The 16,259-nt window shown below is 42.8% G+C and carries 16 protein-coding genes and 1 riboswitch; of the genes, 6 read left to right on the forward strand and 10 right to left on the reverse strand.

From position 1 onward, the window contains the following. The first annotated feature begins 1 nt into the window (after position 1). The 3 genes from radC to WKU26_RS10210 all read left to right on the forward strand — a co-directional run bounded on the left by radC (position 2) and on the right by WKU26_RS10210 (position 2,078). Entirely contained in the window at positions 2 to 691 is a 690-nt protein-coding gene (gene radC, locus WKU26_RS10200; protein WP_340321922.1) for a RadC family protein, read from the forward strand. A gap of 245 nt (positions 692 to 936) precedes the next feature. Beyond that, positions 937 to 1,257, forward strand: coding sequence for a metal-sulfur cluster assembly factor (locus tag WKU26_RS10205; protein WP_178267011.1), 321 nt, complete (start codon positions 937 to 939; stop codon positions 1,255 to 1,257). Between the two features lie 53 nt (positions 1,258 to 1,310). Further along, entirely contained in the window at positions 1,311 to 2,078 is a 768-nt protein-coding gene (locus WKU26_RS10210; RefSeq protein ID WP_178267001.1) for a UDP-2,3-diacylglucosamine diphosphatase, read from the forward strand. Between the two features lie 531 nt (positions 2,079 to 2,609). Here WKU26_RS10210 and nrdG read toward each other — a convergent pair. From nrdG to WKU26_RS10235, 5 genes are all read right to left on the reverse strand, one after another. After that, entirely contained in the window at positions 2,610 to 3,095 is a 486-nt protein-coding gene (gene nrdG, locus WKU26_RS10215; RefSeq protein ID WP_340321923.1) for an anaerobic ribonucleoside-triphosphate reductase activating protein, read from the reverse strand. Between the two features lie 7 nt (positions 3,096 to 3,102). Then, positions 3,103 to 5,493: an anaerobic ribonucleoside triphosphate reductase gene (locus tag WKU26_RS10220; RefSeq protein ID WP_340321924.1), complete on the reverse strand. Its 2,391-nt coding sequence runs from the start codon at positions 5,491 to 5,493 to the stop codon at positions 3,103 to 3,105. Positions 5,494 to 5,519: 26 nt separating this feature from the next. Then, positions 5,520 to 5,709: riboswitch (cobalamin riboswitch) on the reverse strand. 319 nt (positions 5,710 to 6,028) lie between these two features. Continuing rightward, positions 6,029 to 6,298: a DUF4834 family protein gene (locus WKU26_RS10225; protein WP_178266998.1), complete on the reverse strand. Its 270-nt coding sequence runs from the start codon at positions 6,296 to 6,298 to the stop codon at positions 6,029 to 6,031. A gap of 58 nt (positions 6,299 to 6,356) precedes the next feature. After that, positions 6,357 to 7,064 carry a CDP-alcohol phosphatidyltransferase family protein gene (locus tag WKU26_RS10230; protein ID WP_340321926.1) on the reverse strand — a complete coding sequence of 236 codons (708 nt, stop codon included), beginning with the start codon at positions 7,062 to 7,064 and terminating at the stop codon, positions 6,357 to 6,359. 24 nt (positions 7,065 to 7,088) lie between these two features. Next, positions 7,089 to 7,775, reverse strand: coding sequence for a phosphatidylserine decarboxylase family protein (locus WKU26_RS10235; protein ID WP_340321927.1), 687 nt, complete (start codon positions 7,773 to 7,775; stop codon positions 7,089 to 7,091). Positions 7,776 to 7,966: 191 nt separating this feature from the next. Between WKU26_RS10235 and dnaE the strand changes: the two genes are divergently transcribed. The 3 genes from dnaE to WKU26_RS10250 are packed head-to-tail and all read left to right on the forward strand — an operon-like array spanning position 7,967 to position 12,477. Next, positions 7,967 to 11,764 (forward strand): DNA polymerase III subunit alpha, encoded by a 3,798-nt coding sequence (gene dnaE / locus WKU26_RS10240; protein ID WP_340321928.1) that lies wholly within the window; start codon positions 7,967 to 7,969, stop codon positions 11,762 to 11,764. A 47-nt stretch (positions 11,765 to 11,811) separates the two neighbouring features. Next, entirely contained in the window at positions 11,812 to 12,129 is a 318-nt protein-coding gene (gene trxA / locus WKU26_RS10245; protein WP_178266994.1) for a thioredoxin, read from the forward strand. Positions 12,130 to 12,141: 12 nt separating this feature from the next. Next, the gene (locus WKU26_RS10250) at positions 12,142 to 12,477 is read left to right on the forward strand and encodes a hypothetical protein (protein WP_178266993.1); all 336 of its coding nucleotides are present in this window, start codon (positions 12,142 to 12,144) and stop codon (positions 12,475 to 12,477) included. 323 nt (positions 12,478 to 12,800) lie between these two features. Here the strand turns inward: WKU26_RS10250 and WKU26_RS10255 are convergent, their stop codons facing one another. From WKU26_RS10255 to WKU26_RS10275, 5 genes are all read right to left on the reverse strand, one after another. After that, positions 12,801 to 13,022 (reverse strand): immunity 17 family protein, encoded by a 222-nt coding sequence (locus tag WKU26_RS10255; RefSeq protein WP_178266992.1) that lies wholly within the window; start codon positions 13,020 to 13,022, stop codon positions 12,801 to 12,803. A gap of 2 nt (positions 13,023 to 13,024) precedes the next feature. Next, positions 13,025 to 13,447: a tRNA (adenosine(37)-N6)-threonylcarbamoyltransferase complex ATPase subunit type 1 TsaE gene (gene tsaE, locus WKU26_RS10260; protein WP_178266991.1), complete on the reverse strand. Its 423-nt coding sequence runs from the start codon at positions 13,445 to 13,447 to the stop codon at positions 13,025 to 13,027. A 131-nt stretch (positions 13,448 to 13,578) separates the two neighbouring features. Further along, positions 13,579 to 14,391, reverse strand: coding sequence for a metal ABC transporter permease (locus tag WKU26_RS10265; RefSeq protein WP_340321929.1), 813 nt, complete (start codon positions 14,389 to 14,391; stop codon positions 13,579 to 13,581). A gap of 40 nt (positions 14,392 to 14,431) precedes the next feature. Beyond that, positions 14,432 to 14,851, reverse strand: a complete 420-nt coding sequence (locus WKU26_RS10270) for a phospholipase (protein WP_340321930.1) — start codon at positions 14,849 to 14,851, stop codon at positions 14,432 to 14,434. 6 nt (positions 14,852 to 14,857) lie between these two features. Then, entirely contained in the window at positions 14,858 to 16,087 is a 1,230-nt protein-coding gene (locus WKU26_RS10275; protein ID WP_340321931.1) for a 3-phosphoshikimate 1-carboxyvinyltransferase, read from the reverse strand. Positions 16,088 to 16,259: the final 172 nt, after the last annotated feature.

The following is a 16,259-nucleotide window of genomic DNA, read 5'->3' on the forward strand; positions in this document are numbered from 1 at the left end:
TATGAAAGAAAAACTGTCGATTAACCATTGGGCGGAAGAAGATCGTCCGAGGGAAAAAATGATGGCGCATGGGGCGGCTGCACTGAGTAATGCAGAACTTCTTGCCATCCTGATAGGTTCGGGTAATGTGGAAGAATCGGCCGTAGAACTGATGCGGAAAGTACTGAACGATTACCGGAACAGCCTGAACGAGCTGGGAAAATGTACGGTAGAAGACCTGTGCCGGTACAAGGGAATCGGAACAGCGAAAGCCGTTACTATTTTAGCGGCTTCGGAACTGGGCAAGAGAAGAAAGGCGGAGGAACCGGGAGAACGTAAGCAGATACGTTGCTCGCAGGATATTTATTCGCTTTGCCATCCTTTTATGTGCGATTTGCCGGTGGAGGAATGCTGGGTTTTGTTGTTGAACCAGGCTTCCCGGGTGATAGACCGTGTGCGGATAGGGCAGGGAGGACTGGCGTCGACGGTGGTCGATGTGCGTTGTGTATTGCGGGAAGCGCTCCTGAAACGGGCTTCTTCGCTGGTGCTTTGTCATAATCATCCTTCAGGGAATATTGCTCCCAGCAGGGAGGACGACCGCTTGACGCAATCGTTGTTTCAGGCTGCCCAAACAATGAATATCCGTATGCTCGACCATGTGATAATATCCGACGGGGCTTATTATAGTTATGCCGATGAAGGGAGATTGTAAAAGCAAGCTTTTGCTTTGGTACTGCGCTCGCCTTTCACTATATTTGAAGAATATAGGATGCGGCTTGGCATTACCTTCGTTCAAAAGCAAGCTTTTGCCTTGGTACTGCGCTCGCCTTTCGCTATATTTGAAGAATATAGGATGCGGCTTGGCATTACCTTCGTTCAAAAGCAAGCTTTTGCCTTGGTACTGCGCTCGCCTTTCACTATATTTGCAGCTATACATTTTTAAATATTCAACGTATGATGGATAATGAAACAAAACTGAAGATTGAAGAAAAAATTATAGAAATACTGAAGACTGTATACGACCCTGAAATTCCGGTGAATGTATACGATTTGGGATTGATTTATAAAATTGATTTGCAGGACAATGGAGAACTGATTCTGGATATGACGCTGACTGCTCCCAATTGTCCGGCTGCCGATTTCATCATGGAGGATATCCGCCAGAAAGTAGAATCGGTGGAAGGTGTGGTGTCTGCACAGGTCAATCTGGTATTCGAACCGGAATGGGATAAGGATATGATGACCGAAGAGGCAAAACTTGAACTTGGATTTCTGTAATCAAGACAGAATTCTTCCTGAAGAAACAGATGTGGTTATAAAAATCGGATAAAATGAAGAATGTATATTTTCTTTCGGATGCTCATTTAGGTTCCAGGGCTATTCCTCATGGACGTACTCAGGAGCGCCGGCTGGTCAACTTTTTGGATAGTATCAAGCATCAGGCAGCAGCTGTTTATCTGTTGGGTGATATGTTTGACTTCTGGTATGAATTCAAACTGGTGGTTCCTAAAGGTTATACCCGCTTCTTGGGAAAATTGTCGGAACTGACGGATATGGGGGTTGAAGTGCATTTCTTCATTGGAAATCATGACATCTGGTGCGGAGACTATCTGGAGAAGGAGTGTGGGGTAATTATTCACCGCAGACCGCTGACTTGTGAAATTTACGGGAAAGAGTTTTTCCTGGCTCATGGAGACGGATTGGGTGACGGCGACCGGAAGTTTAAGTTGCTGCGGACAATGTTTCATAGTAAGACTTTGCAGAAGATGTTTTCCATGTTGCATCCGAGATGGAGTATAGACTTCGGCTTGGAATGGGCGAAGCATAGCAGAATGAAACGGGAAGGAGGAAGAGAACCGGAATATATGGGAGAGGATAAGGAAGCTTTGGTGCTCTTTACTAAGGATTACCTGAAGACTCATCCAGATATTAACTATTTTATTTATGGACACCGGCATATCATGCTCGACCTGATGTTAAGTCGTTCTGTGCGGATGATGATTCTGGGAGACTGGATTACGGAGTTCTCGTATGCTGTATTCGATGGTGAGAATCTTTTTCTTGAACAATACATTGAGGGAGAAACTACAGTAGGATAATATTGTGGATTATTTTAGTGACGTCGTGCGGAGGTTGTTGGACTTTTATAAGGCCGTGGTACAGCCTGTGTGCGACGATTCTTTTTTTTGATACATAGGGATACAAAAAAAGCGAAGTTCTTAAGAACCCGCTGATCTCCTAAAGAACCCCCATTTAAGGGTTCTTTTCATCTCTTCTTCGTTCAGTTGTTGTCTTTGTTATCCTTTTCTCTCTTATACCTTAAGCAATTTTACATCTTAATACCTATATCAACTATTCCTGAAAACAATTACCTTTTTACTAATACCTTAAAAACTAAACCTTATCAAAATTCTAATACCTTTGAATAAAATTGCTTTTTTACCTTAATCTAATACCTTATTTTACCTTAAACTAAGTAAGTCTAATACCTTTTGTGCTTTTTCTTATTGTTTTAATATCTTATTGGTTTCACAACCACGATGCAAAGGTAAGGCTTCTTTGTTTAAAAACAATGCTTAATAACATGTTTTTGCATGTTTTGTGCGTTTTCATGATTTATATCAATTCTTTTAGAAATGGGAACTTATTTTTCCTGATTTCAGCACTAGAATTCGCTGGTTGCTGCTTCCCCGAAACTCCAGATAAGGAGAATATAATGCTTCCTCAAAACGTCCGTCTACCAGCACGTCGATATAGTGCAGGATGGCTTCTTTTTCGGGGCAGGTAATCAGTTCTTCGTATGTATATCCGGTATAGCACCATACATTCATGCCGGTCTCTTCTTTGATACGGCGAATGAGAGGTAAAAACTCTTGTGGATTATAAAAAGGATCTCCTCCGGAGAAAGTAATACCATCGAGTAGAGGGTTGGCTTTAATTTCCCGGATGATGGAGGTAAGTTTTTCCTCTGTCAGTGGAAAGCCTGCTGAGGGATTCCACGACGAGGGGTTATGGCATCCTTTGCAACGGTGGTTGCATCCGGCAAGATAGATGGAATACCGGATGCCGTCACCGTCGACAATAGTTTCTGGATAAGTGTAAAGATAATGTAACATATTCGGGTTAACCGTGTTTTACGCGGTCTTTTTCTTCTGCACGTTTGGCTGAGTTCCAACTGTTCAGGTCTCCGGTCAGATAGCCGGTGATACGGCGCATGCGCATGATGTTTTCACTGTTACAGATTGGACATTTATCGTAAATTACTCCTTTGTATCCGCAGTTGTGGCAAGTGTCTACAGGATGATTGATGGAACCGTATCCTATACCTTCATCGTGCATTACTTTTACAATCTTAGCAATAGCCTTGATGTTTTTCTGGGCTTCACCGTCCAACTCTACATAGGTGATGTGTCCTCCGCGGGTAAGCGCATGGAACGGTGCTTCGCATTTGATTTTTTCGACAATGCTGATAGGCTCTTTCACATCTATATGGAATGAATTGACATAATAGTCTCTGTCTGTAACTCCCGGGATGAGGCCGTATTTGCGTTTGTCCATGCGTGTGAAGCGTCCGGAAAGTCCTTCGGCTGGAGTAGCAAGTACAGAGTAGTTCAGATGGTATTTTTGTTTGTATTCATCGGCTACTTTATTCATTTCTTCAATTGCTTCGTAAAGCGTTTCCCATGCTTTGCGATTATGACCGTGTCCTTGTCCGTAAAGTGCTACCATTGCATTGTGTCCGCCAATGAAACCAATACCCAGTGTTCCTTGTTTCAAGGTGTCGCCCACTTCGTCGTTCGGGTTCAGACTTCCTCCTCCTTTCCATACATTGTTACTCATCATGAAAGGAAACTGGCGGGCCAGTGCAGTACGTTGGTATTGATACCGGCTATAAAGTTGTTCGGCAATGAGTTCCGACATCTCGTGTACCGACTGAAGGAAGATGTCCTTGGCCAGTTGCTCGATGGCGGTAGGATGCGTGTGCTCGGCCATATTTTCAGCTTTGATGCGTGCTTCAATGGCCAGACGGGGTAGGTTCATAGTAGTGAACGAGAGATTGCCTCGTCCCAGTGATGTCTTTTCTCCGTTCAGATTTTCGAATACACGTGTACGGCATCCCATGGTTGCCAGTTCGTAACGATAGCGTTTCGGATCGTTCTTGTCCCATTTCTCGTGCTGGTTGAACGGGGTATCCAGGAACATGAAGTTAGGGAACAGTGCCTTGGCAGTGGTACGACATGCTTTTAGGAATAAGTCGAAATTGGGAGCTTCGAACTGTATTTTTCCTTCAAGTGCTGCATCAAAATCCTGGATAGCCAACTGGTAATCGGCTTCAGAATAAGATACTCCATCTTTTATTTTGAAAATCTGGATAGGGAATACCGGGACTTCTCCTCTTTGTCCTAAACCTTCTACGGTAGCTTTCAACAGTTCTTCTATCACCATGCGTCCTTCGGCTGATGTATCAGTTCCGTAGTTGATAGAACTGAATACAACTTGGTTTCCTCCTCGCGAGTGCATGGTGTTCAAGTTATGGATGAATCCCTCCATGGCTTGGTGGGTTTCTTTTCTGGTTTGAGCATATGCTTTATGCAGAATATGTTCAAGTTCTTCAGCATTGATTGTAATTGCAGATGCCTGTAATGCTTTTACTAACCCCTTTTTCATTTCGGAATTAGGTTCAATGGAGGTCAGATATTGATGTATGGCTTCGGAGAGACTTTCTTCTTTTACGGTTGTTTCTCCTTTTACTTCCAGATAGAAGGACAGAATGGATGTGACTGCTTTCTGATAGCTTTTCAATACTCCCTTTGCCATAAAGAAGTCGAAAGCAGGGATAGCTTGTCCTCCGTGCTGTTCGTTCTGATTGGTCTGGAAAATGATTGTAGCCAGTGTTGCATAGCTCTGGATTGATTGAGGAGTACGGATGCTGCCGTTTTTGGTGTGGAACCCCCGTTCGAACAAATCATCCAGGTCATACTGGATGCAAGTTGTCGTTTTGGTAGGATAATAGTCCAAATCGTGGATGTGGATATCTCCCAACTGATGTGCTTCTGCATACTTTTTAGGAAGAAGATACTTATAAGTATAATCTTTGGTGATTTCCGAAGCAAATGTCATCATCTGCCCAGCCGGAGTATGGCTTGACATATTGGCATTGCTCAGGTTGACATCATTTTTATCGATGGCGACAATGCCGTCCATGATATGCTTGATTTGCGTTTTTCTTTCGCGCTCGGTGTTTCGCCATTGACGATAGATGATGTACTTTTTTGCCACTTCTGGTTGTACTTTCATTAGCTCAGTCTCGACGATGTCTTGTATATCCTCTACTCCAATGGTAGGTTGGTTGATTTGGAGGATAACGCGCTGAGTAATCTCTTCTATTAAGGTACGGTGGTTGTTGAGGCCTGTGGCTTCGAATGCTTTGCCTATGGCATTAGAGATTTTTACTGCCGAAAAGTCTTCCCGCTTTCCGTCTCGTTTGATAATGCAGATTTCTTTTGTGTTCATAACAGCTTTTTGAAAAAGTAATGGATATAAATGGCTTTTTCATGGCAGGTCTTCTGACTGATTCCTCCCCAAAGGCGACCTTCCCGCAAGTGTATTGCAGTGGCTGTATATGATACTTGGCCTTGGTTCTTTGGAAATCACAGCAGCGGGTACTGTTACCGATTTTCACGATATTCCCTTTTGAAACGCTTGTGTTACCATTAAAAGCTGTACAAAGATAGAAAAAGAGTTTTGCTTGATAAAATAGACTATCTCTTGGTTGTCTAAATTGGGAAATAAAATTCCAGTAAAAACGCTATTAGAATGTATCTGAATGGGGTAAATGGATAACTGTAATTTAAAATGGTTTTTCTTTTTGGAAATTCTTCCGTTATTTCTTGTAATATTCCTTCTTTTATATAATAGGCTTTTGGAAACGTTTTTGGAAGAATTAAAGACCAAAAAGATGAGATGATTTGTAGTTGTGTATGCAGTAATCTTAAAGTTGAAAACGGTGTACTGCATACACATTATAATAAGTGTGATTAGTCCTGGCTTAATCTTTTATTTCTTCAAACTCGATGTATTCCCCTTCATCACTATCAAATACTTTCTTTTTTCGTGCAGGAGACTGTGAAGAAGAACCGTAAGAAGAACGTTCCTGATAAGTGCTTTCTTTTTCTGTATACTGTGAAGAAGATGTCATCTTTTCTGTCATACGCTTTCCTGTACGGAATATGCTTCCTACAACTTTAGCTGCGGCCGACAGTAAAAGAATAAGAATAATAAATATAAATATGAATATGAAACTCAAAAATCCAAACATAGTTATTGTCGTTATATTTTATAATGATATTAACAACAACCGTGCCATAATTGTTGTTTTATGATTTTTTACGAGTTACAATAGAGAGTAGGATATACCATAAAATAACTGCTGCAAAACCACTGAACTGGAAGATAATCAGTAAAGGGATGCTGACAGCCAGGAAGATATAACTGATTTTATTGCTTTTCCATGAAAGGTTTTTAAATTTCAATGAAAACATGGGTAGTTCAGCAACCAGCAATAATGACATGACAACTACCAACAGAAAAAGGTAGATTGCATTAAAGTATTGAGATACCAAGAAATTGTGGGCTCCTACGGTCAGTGACCCCCAAAACAAAGCATTGGCTGGAGTCGGCATACCGATGAATGAACTGGTTTGTCGTACATCGATATTGAATTTAGCCAATCGCAATGCCGAAAAGACTGCAATCAGAAAAGCAGTATAAGGTATATATTCGGCAATTGGAGTCAGAAACTCGGGATAATATACTTCTTTAAATAAAGAAAAAACAATCGCAGCAGGAGCAAATCCAAAAGTAATATCATCGGCCAATGAGTCCAATTCTTTTCCTATCGGACTTGATACATGCAACAGACGAGCTGTCATTCCATCGAAAAAATCAAAGCCTGCCCCAATTACGATAAAGAGGAATGCAAGCGTATAACAGCCTTGCAGTGCCATATAACTGGCAATACATCCGGAGAACAAATTGCAGCAAGTGATTGTATTCGGAATGTTTCGGATGATAACATTGGCCATAATCGTACCTCCTCCTTGATCTTTTTATTTTAATTTAGCAATTACGGTTTGGTTTCCAGTTGTAGCCTGTCCCATTTTTACGCAGACTTCTGTTCCTACAGGAAGATATACGTCAACTCGTGAGCCGAACTTGATGAATCCCATGTGTTCGTCGATGTAGCATTCTTCTCCTTTTGTAGCGTAGGTAACAATACGACGGGCAATTGCACCGGCTATTTGGCGTGCCATGACGGTATGACCTTCCGGAGTTTCAATAACCACCATTGAACGTTCATTTTCGGTACTTGCCTTGGGAAGCCATGCCTTCATAAAACGTCCGTTATGATGATCTACATGTTTTATGGTACCATCTACCGGATACCAGTTGGCATGCACATTGGTCACACTCATGAATATAGAAATCATCAGTCGGCGATCATGAAAATATTCATGTTCGTCTACTTCTTCGATTACAACGATTTTTCCATCCGCCGGAGCAACGACAATCTTCTCTGTATTATCGTTGAATAAACGGATTGGGCATCGGAAAAAATTGACCATCAGTAAATAAAGAATTAAACTGATGACCGAAACCACATAAAATGGAATTTTACACTCCAATCCCCAATATAGTGCGGCATTGATAAGCAATAATAAAGCTGCGCTGATAATAAGGATGTGAGTGCCTTCGTGATGTATTCTGATTTTTTTTATTTTATTCAATCGGGTCATAACAAAGTCTACATTTATCGTGCAAAAATAACGTTATTTTGAAAACCCTGCAAATAAACATTGATTAGAATTGCAACTTTCTTCCTTTTTCGCTAAAAAGTATTCATGATGGTTAAGTTTATATGTTACTTTTTGTTCGTTCTGTAAAACCTCGGTATCTTTGATACGATTTTATTTTTTTTTACAACAATATGCAAGATTTTGTTCATTTGCACGTACATACCCAGTATTCTATCTTGGATGGTCAGGCTTCCATTTCCCGGCTGGTCGATAAGGCCATGGCGAATGGAATGCGTGGTATTGCTGTTACCGATCATGGAAATATGTTTGGTATCAAGGAGTTCTTTAACTATGTGAACAAGAAGAACGGAGGTACAAATGGTGAGATAAAAGATTTGAAGAAGAAACTGGCTGCATTGGAGGCGGGAAAAACAGAGACAGACAATCCGGAAGCGGAGATTGCAGCCTGCAAGGAGCAACTGGAAGCTGCAAAGAAACGTCTTTTTAAGCCGATTATTGGTTGTGAGATGTATGTGGCACGCCGCCGGCTTTTCAATAAAGATGGAAAGCAAGACCAAAGCGGTTATCACCTTGTTGTATTGGCAAAGAATCTGAAAGGTTATCATAACTTAATCAAATTGGTGTCGAAAGCGTGGACTGAAGGTTTTTATATGCGTCCGCGTACCGACCGTGCGGAACTGGAGAAATACCATGAAGGATTGATTGTCTGTTCGGCCTGTCTGGGTGGTGAAGTTCCCCGGAAAATCAGTGCAGGTCAGATAGAAGAAGCAGAAGAAACAATCCGCTGGTTCAAGAATCTGTTTGGCAGCGACTATTATCTGGAGTTGCAGCGTCATAAGGCTACTGTTCCACGCGCCAACCATGAAGTGTATCCCATGCAGCAAGTGGTAAACCAGAAGCTGATTGAGCTTGCCAAAAAGTATGATATCAAACTGGTTTGTACAAACGACGTCCATTTTGTCGATGAAGAAAATGCCGAGGCGCATGACCGTCTGATTTGTTTAAGCACAGGTAAGGATTTGGACGATCCTAAACGTATGCTTTATACCAAGCAGGAATGGATGAAAACGCGGGAGGAAATGAATGAAATCTTTGCGGATGTGCCCGAAGCATTGGCCAATACGGCAGATATCTGCGATCAGGTAGAATTCTATTCTATTGACCATGCGCCCATCATGCCTACCTTTGCCATTCCCGAAGAGTTTGGAACCGAAGAAGAATATAGACGGAAGTTTACTGAAAAGGATCTTTTTGATGAGTTTACTCGTGATGAAAACGGAAATGTAGTCATGAGTGAAGAGGACGGATTGAAGAAAATTGAGCGTTTGGGAGGATACGAAAAATTGTATCGTATCAAACTGGAAGCCGATTATCTGGCAAAACTGGCTTACGACGGAGCACATCGTCGCTACGGAGAAGTGTTGAATGAAGAAGTGCAGGAGCGAATCAAGTTTGAACTTCATATTATGAAGACAATGGGTTTCCCTGGCTACTTCCTTATTGTGCAGGACTTCATTGCGGCAGCTCGCGAGAAACTGGATGTGTCGGTAGGACCGGGACGTGGTTCTGCTGCGGGATCTGCTGTAGCATATTGTTTGGGTATTACTCAGATCGACCCTATCAAATACGATTTGCTGTTCGAACGTTTCCTGAATCCGGACCGTATCTCTTTGCCTGATATCGATGTCGATTTCGATGATGATGGCCGAGGACGCGTCTTGAACTGGGTGACGGAAAAGTATGGACAGGAAAAGGTGGCACATATTATCACGTATGGTACAATGGCTACCAAACTGGCCATTAAGGATGTGGCACGTGTACAGAAGTTGCCTTTGTCGGAATCGGACCGTTTGTGTAAGCTTGTACCCGATAAGATTCCGGATAAGAAACTGAACTTGCCCAATGCCATTGCATACGTGCCCGAACTGCAGGCCGCAGAAGTTTCGTCCGATCCGGTTTTGCGCGATACCATCAAGTATGCCAAAATGTTGGAAGGCAACGTACGTAATACCGGTGTACATGCCTGTGGTACTATTATTTGCCGTGACGATATTACAGACTGGGTGCCGGTCAGTACTGCTGATGACAAGGAAACCGGAGAAAAGATGCTGGTTACCCAATACGAAGGATCGGTCATTGAAGATACGGGACTTATCAAGATGGACTTCCTCGGACTGAAGACACTGTCCATTATCAAGGAGGCTCTGGAGAATATTAAGGTCAGCAAACAGATTGTGCTGAATATTGACGAAATTCCTATTGATGACCCGGCTACTTATAAGTTATATAGTGAAGGAAGAACCATCGGTACGTTCCAGTTCGAATCTGCTGGTATGCAGAAATATCTGCGAGAATTGCAGCCAAGTACCTTCGAAGACCTGATTGCGATGAACGCCTTGTATCGTCCGGGACCGATGGATTACATTCCGGATTTCATCGACCGTAAGCATGGACGCAAGCCTATCGAGTACGATATTCCGGTTATGGAAAAGTATCTGAAAGATACATACGGTATTACGGTGTACCAGGAGCAGGTGATGTTGCTGTCGCGTTTGCTGGCCGATTTTACCCGAGGCGAATCGGATGCTTTGCGTAAGGCCATGGGTAAGAAGCTGCGCGACAAGCTGGATCATATGAAACCGAAGTTTATCGAAGGCGGAAAGAAGAACGGACACGACCCTCAGGTACTGGAGAAGATTTGGGCAGACTGGGAGAAGTTTGCATCGTATGCCTTCAACAAATCGCATGCAACCTGCTATTCGTGGGTGGCTTATCAGACTGCTTATCTTAAGGCTAACTATCCGTCTGAATACATGGCAGCCACAATGAGCCGTAACATTTCGAACATTACCGAAATCACGAAACTAATGGACGAATGTAAGGCTACAGGGGTAAATGTATTGGGACCGGATGTAAACGAAAGTAGCCTGAAGTTCTCTGTCAACCGTAAGGGAGATATCCGTTTTGGCTTGGGAGCAATTAAAGGAGTGGGCGAATCGGCGGTAATGAGTATTTTGACCGAACGTGAAAAAGGTGGACCTTTCAAAGATATATTTGATTTTGTCCAGCGTGTCAATCTCTCTGCCTGCAACCGTAAGAATATTGAAAACTTGGCTTTGGCCGGAGGATTCGACAGTTTCGATGGCATCAAGCGCGAAGACTTCTTTGTGAAAAATGCAAAAGATGAAACATTTGTGGAGGTCCTGGTACGTTACGGAAACAAGTATCAGATGGACAAGGCTGCTGCAGTCAATTCATTGTTCGGAGGAGAGCATCAGGTCGAGATGGCTACTCCGGAAATTGTAAAAGCTCCATCGTGGGGAGCTTTGGAACGTTTGAATAAAGAACGTGAGTTGGTTGGTATCTATTTGTCTGCCCATCCGCTGGATGAATTTGCCGTCGTATTGGAAAATGTCTGCAATGCCCATATGGCCGAACTGGCCGACTTGACTCCTCTGCAGAATCGCGATTTGGTGTTGGGGGGTATTGTAACAGCTGTGCGCGAAGGTTATACCAAGACCGGAAAGCCTTATGGAGTAGCCAAAGTGGAAGATTATTCGGGAGCAGCCGAGTTTGCTTTCTTTGGAAACGAATGGGTAGAGAAAAAGAACTTCTTTTCCGAAGGTATGTTCTTGTATATGCACGGTAAATGTCAGCCCAAAAAATGGAAGCAGGAAGAGTGGGAGGTTAAAATCAACCAGATTGAGTTACTTCCGGAGGTAAAGGAGAAAGTGGTAGAAAAACTTACCGTAACAGCTCCATTGTCTGCCATTACCGATGAGATGATTCTGGAATTGTCTGTTCTTATAAAAGAACATCCCGGAAATGCCGAACTGGGCTTCTTTATTCAAGATGAAGACGGACAGATGCATGTCAATCTTTTGTCGCATACTATAAAGGTAAGTGTGGGAAAAGAGTTGATAAATTATTTAAAAAGCCAGCCGATGTTGGACTATAAGATAAATTAGCTATATTTGTAATCAAAATGATTGTTAAACAATAAAATAATAAAACTATGGCATTGAATATTAAAGACGATAACTTTGAAGCGATTGTAGCAGAAGGTAAACCTGTGGTGTTGGATTTTTGGGCTACTTGGTGTGGTCCTTGCAAGCAGATTGCTCCATACATTGAAGAATTGGCTGAAGAATACAAAGACAGCGTAAACATCGGTAAGTGCGATGTAGACGAAAACTCTGAATTGCCGGGTCAGTTCGGTGTACGTAATATTCCTACTGTATTGTTCATCAAAAACGGTGAAGTGGTAGACAAACAGGTAGGTGCTACAACAAAAGCTGCTTTGCAGGCAAAAGTAGAAGCATTGTTAAAATAAAAAATAAAGACTATGAGCTTGGAAGACGATTTCTTATTGGAGGATGAGGACGATGAAAGATGTGTAGAATTCATCAAGAACTATCTGCCTCAAGATTTGAAAGATAAGTTCTCAGACGACGATTTGTACTACATGCTCGATCTGATTGTAGAGTATTATACAACCAGCGGATGTCTGGACGCGCAGCCTGATGAAGAAGGTTACATCAATATCGACCAGGATGAAATTGTAAGCTACATCATGAAGGAAGCTCAGAAAGATGGTATGGGACCTTTCGAAGCCGATGATGTGTTCTTTGTCGTACAGGGAGAAATGGAATACGGAAATTCTCTTGGACAGGTAGATTAATCGGAGAAGAGGGGAGACCCGTTCCTATTGCAAGGAAAAACGTTACTACTATCGTGATTTACGGTATTAGTAACGTTTTTTTATGTATACATTCTCTGTTTGTAAGAATAGTGTATAGATCTGCTACAGTTATAGCCGGTTGGTTGTACAGATATTTCCCTGAATCCGTCGTCGGTGAATGTAGAGCCGACGCCGTCGGATGAAGAGCCAATGTCGTCGGTTGTACAGCCGGCGTCGTCGGCTACACGGTGCGACTTGTATGGATGGGCTGCAAGATTATAGTAGATATACGGCAAAGCCTGTTGCTATGCCTTCTGTAGAAATCAGATGATTCCCTGTAGTGAGAGAAAAAAGAATATTCCGGTTGCCACCATCATGCATCCCAAAAGTGCGTAGAACAGACGTGCCTGTTTACGCCCTACATTGCAAACGATGAATTGCGAATTGTGAGCATTGAAAAACCAGTCCCAATTGAATAGGGCTGCCAGAATAGCCAGCAGTCCTACTATCACAAATATCGCTTGTATGATATAATGCATTGTCATGATCAGGCCTCTTCAAATCGGATTGTACGGGTTCCGTCTTCGTTTTCTTCAATGGTTACGTTGACGGAATTTCCAGGAAGAAGTTCCTCAATCAGTTCCGGCCATTCAATAAAGCAAAGTGCACCGCTGTAGAAGTAGTCTTCGTATCCCATATCGTATACTTCTTCCAGTTTTTTGATACGGTAAAAGTCGAAATGGTAAATCAGTTCGCCGGCATCTTCCGAACGGTATTCATTAACAATGGCAAAAGTTGGTGAGTTGATGACATCAGTTACTCCCAGCTCTTCGCATACAGCTTTGATAAAAGTGGTTTTCCCTGCTCCCATTTTACCATAGAATGCAAATACGGTATTGTCGCCCATTGCTGCGATAAACTGTTTGGCTGCATCGTGGATTTGTTCGAGGGAATTAATTTTGATTTCCATATTATTTCTATATTACGTTTTTAGTAAAAGCAAATGTACGGATATTTTTTTGCTTTTGGGGAGTGGTTTGTTGTTTTTTGTCACAGCTTATAAACAAAGTTAATCTACTTTTATTAAATATGAGTAGAGCTTTAACCTTTTGGTTTTACGACACTCTTGTATACCTTGGCTGCAGCATAAATGAGTATAGAGGTAAAGATAATGGCCGCTCCGGAAGGCACTTGAAGCTGGTAGGAAAGCCACAGCCCTCCCAGACAACTGAAATATCCGATAGCAATGGACAGCCAGATGATATATTTAAAACGGTAAGTAAACAGATTGGCTGTCATTTGTGGAAGTGTCAGTAACGAAATGGCCAATACGATTCCTACCATACGCAGGCATGATACGATAGTCAGAGCGATGAATCCCATCAGAATATATTCGAACAATGCTACAGGAAGCCGTTGGGAACGCGCAAACTCCCGGTCGAAAGCGATGGCGACAATCGGTCGCATAAACAGGGTAAAGAATACTGTCAGTGCGATACTCAGTCCGGCTAAAAGATAAATGTCGGCATAAGTGATAGTCAGAATATTACCAAACAGAAAAGAAGACAAATCCGGCTTGAATCCCGGAGCCAGGAAGCTGAAAATAATACCTACAGCCATACCGAATGTCCAGAATACGGCTATGGCCGAATCTTCACGCATGTCGTTGCGTTTACTCAGCCATTCTACTCCAAAGGCCGATAAGATGGAAAAGACTGCTGCTGCCAGTATAGGGGATATTCCGGTATACAGTCCGATACCTATACCTCCAAAAGATGCATGGGTTATTCCACCACTGATAAAAACCAGCCGGCGTGTTACGATGTAGGTTCCGATAATACCACAGGCTATGCTTGCAAACAAACTGCCCAAAAGGGCATTTTGAAAAAAAGTGTATTGGAATAAATCTATCATTGCATTATGGGTTTTGGGGATAAAGGCTGGAATAATGGAATTAGTGGAAACGGCGCTCTCCTACAATGAGGAAGAGTTCGTCTTTCAATTCATCCGGCAGTTCGATTCCTCTTAACTGCAGGCTCCGGCTCCATCCGGCTACCTCTTCTTCTTTCATCGAGAAAAGTATTTCGCGGAATTCATCTATTTCTTCTGCTGTGTAGCTGTCGGAAGCATGTCCTTTAAATCGGTCCAGCTCTTCGTCGTCGTAATACTCTATCTGTTTACTGACGGCAGCCAGCAGACTTTCTTTTTCACACATCTGATGCTGGCCGCAGCATTCACTGTCTACTTCTACAATTTCGGGAGCTTCGGTCAGTTCTCCGCGTTCTATTTTCTTTTGAATGTTTCGGTTGTAGAAATAACCGGCTGCAAGGCCGAACAATGCTACTCCGATTAATATAAGTACAAGTATCCACATAATCTGTTATTCTTCTGTTAGTTGAAATCCTGCGTTTTGTAAGTCTTCCCAATAGTGTGGGTATGATTTCGATACGACTTGGGGATTGTTTATCCGCAATTCATTTAATTTGATAGCCGCCGGTGCAAAAGCCATTGCCATACGATGGTCTTCGTAGGTATCGATGGCGGGATTTTCATCGGCTTGTGTACGTTCGCCTTCCCAGGAAAGTACAGAGCCGTCGGTTTCTTTCAGTAGATATCCTAACTTTCTCATTTCGGTAATAAGTGCAGCCATTCGGTCTGTTTCCTTAATTTTCAGACTTTGCAGTCCGGAAAAGCGGAAGGGAATATCAAGGAATGCACAGGTAACGACGAATGTTTGTGCCAGGTCGGGCTGGTTTACGAAGTCGTATTCCATACGTGCTACACATTTTCCTGTATGGGTGAGCGTCACAGTCTGTTTGTCGAAGCTTGTTTCAACTCCTAACATACGAAACAGTTCTGCTACTTTCGAATCACCTTGGTAACTGGTTTCAAACAGACCGGGAAGTTGGATAGTAGCTTCTGAAGACAATGCGGCTATTTCGTACCAGTATGAAGCTGCACTCCAATCGCTTTCTACGTAGTAAGGACGAGCCTTATAGGGCTGAGGCTTCACTTCCAGTTCATTATCCGACAGCCAGCAGGCTTCAGCTCCGAAGTCGTGCATCAGTTGTAAGGTAAGATTGATGTACGGGCGTGAAACAATCTCTCCCGTCAGTTTCAGATGAAGTCCTTGGGGAAGTACCGGACCAATCATCAGCAGGGCAGAGATGTACTGCGAACTGACGTGTCCGGGTAAGGTAATCTCTCTGTTTGTAAGCTTGCGTCCTGTGATGCGAAGTGGAGGGAAACCCGGATTTTCGGCATATTCGATGTCGGCTCCCAACGAACGGAGAGCGTCTACCAGTATCTGAATGGGGCGCTGGCGCATCCGCTCTGTACCGGTAATAAGATGCGTACCTTCTGTTACCGATAAAAAGGCTGTAAGGAAGCGCATGGCTGTACCTGCAGCCATGATATCGATAGTAGGAGAAAGTTCTTGCAAGGCGCGTACCATCACGCGGGTATCGTCGCAATCCGACAAGTTCTCTAATGTACAATTCCCTTGAGCCAGTGCATGAATAAGCAAGGCGCGGTTGCAGATGCTTTTCGATGAAGGCAACTGGATGGTAGCATGTACTGTATCGGGTGGTGTTATTTTTATCCGCTTCATATTTGTTTTTATGAGAGTACTCCGGCAAAGATAGTGAATTTTCTTTTTTGTTTGCAGGTAATGTTTGCCTATCTGCTTCACAGGAGAATATCCTCGGTAGAAGAATGGGGTAAAGTATTTTTTTATATGGTATTCGTGGAAGCATTGGAGAAGGATATATATATAGTATATG

The organism is Phocaeicola sp. HCN-40430, from assembly GCF_037890285.1.
Lineage (GTDB): Bacteria > Bacteroidota > Bacteroidia > Bacteroidales > Bacteroidaceae > Phocaeicola > Phocaeicola acetigenes.